The organism is Pseudomonas sp. 2995-1 (assembly GCF_002742505.1).
Taxonomy (GTDB): domain Bacteria; phylum Pseudomonadota; class Gammaproteobacteria; order Pseudomonadales; family Pseudomonadaceae; genus Aquipseudomonas; species Aquipseudomonas sivasensis.
The window spans coordinates 1-268 of sequence record NZ_LJSA01000663.1; the positions used below are offsets into that span (position 1 = coordinate 1).

General features: G+C 38.1%; 1 pseudogene. It reads right to left on the reverse strand.

Going from position 1 to position 268, the window contains the following annotated elements:
- Window positions 1–216 (reverse strand): annotated as a pseudogene (locus tag AOA61_RS32070) (hypothetical protein); the annotation flags it as partial.
- Between the last annotated feature and the right edge of the window lie 52 nt (window positions 217–268).

Consider the following 268-nt stretch of genomic DNA (forward strand, 5'->3'; position numbering starts at 1 on the left):
TGATTTGGAAAAATAACCTATTGATGCTACAGCCGTCCACAATTGCCGCTTCCTCAATCTCACGAGGCAGAGTGTAATAAACCCAAGGAGAATCATGATGGTTAACGGCATGTTAAAAGCTGTGTAGGTTAAAATGATGGCCAATAGATGGTCCATTAAATTGATATTTAAAAAGAAGTTGAATAAAGGGATTAAGGTGGAATGTACTGGAATCATAAGTCCCACCATAAATAAACCGAGAACGAGCTTATTCCATTTCCACTTCATC